The organism is Mycobacterium sp. NGS62 (genome assembly GCF_059812285.1).
Genome location: NZ_JCALCK010000050.1, coordinates 1 through 1,625 on the forward strand (window position 1 = coordinate 1; position 1,625 = coordinate 1,625).

The window sequence follows — 1,625 nt, forward strand, 5'->3', positions numbered from 1 at the left end:
TCACCGACAGTTCCCTCGCCATGAGATGTAGATATCTCATCTCAATCCACTACGGTCAAGAACCGCATGAAAACGGCGTGTCGCAGCCGATCCGATATCGCTATTAGCCGGTTAAGAGGGGATCATTGGCGTGGCAGAAGTCCGGCGCGAAACCGTAGTGGGCGGCAAATCGGACGTAGTCGGGCGTAGGGACAACCACGTTGGCGACAACCCCGGCCTTCAGGCAGCCCATCCGATCGGCCAATACTTTGGCCGGCACACCGCCGATCGCGGCCAGCGCCTCGGCGATCATGGCCAGCGTGGTGGTGGCCTTCTGATCGGCGGCGAAGCGCACAAACCGCCACCGCGAGAACGCCAGCACCGCGCAAAACAGGAATAACCCCGGCGCGGCCTCAGCCCAGTCGATCACCAAATACTGTCCCGGTGACCACACCGCCGGGCGCCGACCACGATGATGATCCCTGCGCCACAACGCTTTCTGTTCAGCCACCAGGCGGCGGAAGTTCCGCGGTGAGCCCTCGTAGCCGGCCGCGCGGGCAAAGGGCAACAGCCGCTTGGCCGAGATCCGGCCCGCTGATTTGGCGATCCGCTCAGCCACCAGGTCGCGGACCTGATCAAAGTTGCGCGGCCGTGCTACCCGCTGCGGCGCGCCGCCGGCCTCGGCGCGTTCTACAACGCGCTTGACCGTCTTATGCGTCGTGCCGCACAAATCCGCGGCCCCACGGTAAGTACCGACTTCCCGATACGTCGAGATGATGTTCATTCGCTCCCTCGCAGACTTCAATGGAACTCCCTGGGCGGTGAGGTGACAGTTGGCGCTATCACCGTCACCGCCCAGGCCACGAGCTCCCCGGATTGACACGAAGTGCAAGGGAGTGGGGACTTCTACCTGGCCATCAGCGGGGACTTACAGCTGGCCACCAGTGGGGACTTCTACTTGGCCACGGACATCGGCATAGGTCGACATCACCGGCTGGGTCTGCTGCACGGATAGGTGACACCTGAGTTGGCTTGCCCCGTTGGGGTGGCTGGAAGGATGTCATTGTGCCCAGGCCTTATCCCCGTGAGTTCCGTGACGACGTCGTCCGTGTTGCTCGCAGCCGTGATGACGGTGTGACGATCGAGCAGATCGCCGCCGATTTCGGGGTCCACCCGATGACCCTGTGGAAGTGGATGCGTCAGGCTGATGTCGATGAGGGCGCCAAGCCCGGAACCAGCAGCGCCGACTCTGTTGAGCTGCGGGAAGCGCGACGCCGGATCAAGCTGCTCGAGCAGGAGAACGAGGTGCTGCGTCGGGCGGCGGCGTATCTGTCGCAGTCCAATCTGCCGGGAAAAGGCTTTACCCGCTCGTGAGCGAGCTCGCCGTCGACGGGATCCCCGTCGCGGTGACGTGCCGGGTACTCAAGCTCGCCCGCCAGCCCTACTACCGCTGGCGGGCCAACCCGGTGACCGCCGCCGAGATAACCGAGGCCTACCGGGTGAACGCGTTGTTCGACGCCCATCGCGACGATCCGGAGTTCGGCTACCGCTACCTGGTCGAGGAGGCCTGCGCGGCCGGTGAGCCGATGGCTGAGCGCACCGCGTGGCGGATCTGCTCGACCCACCGGTTGTGGAGCGTGTTCGGC

General features: G+C 64.5%; 1 protein-coding gene and 2 pseudogenes. 2 read left to right on the top strand and 1 reads right to left on the bottom strand.

Going from position 1 to position 1,625, the window contains the following annotated elements:
* Positions 1-106: 106 nt before the first annotated feature.
* Positions 107-784 (bottom strand): annotated as a pseudogene (locus AC5Y49_RS24580) (DDE-type integrase/transposase/recombinase); the annotation flags it as partial.
* A gap of 260 nt (positions 785-1,044) precedes the next feature.
* Between AC5Y49_RS24580 and AC5Y49_RS24585 the strand changes: the two are divergent.
* Together AC5Y49_RS24585 and AC5Y49_RS24590 are read left to right on the top strand one after the other, a co-directional pair.
* Positions 1,045-1,353 carry a transposase gene (locus tag AC5Y49_RS24585; protein WP_499891986.1) on the top strand — a complete coding sequence of 103 codons (309 nt, stop codon included), beginning with the start codon at positions 1,045-1,047 and terminating at the stop codon, positions 1,351-1,353.
* Positions 1,350-1,625: pseudogene (locus tag AC5Y49_RS24590) on the top strand (IS3 family transposase); the annotation flags it as partial. The gene AC5Y49_RS24585 and the pseudogene AC5Y49_RS24590, both read left to right, overlap by 4 nt.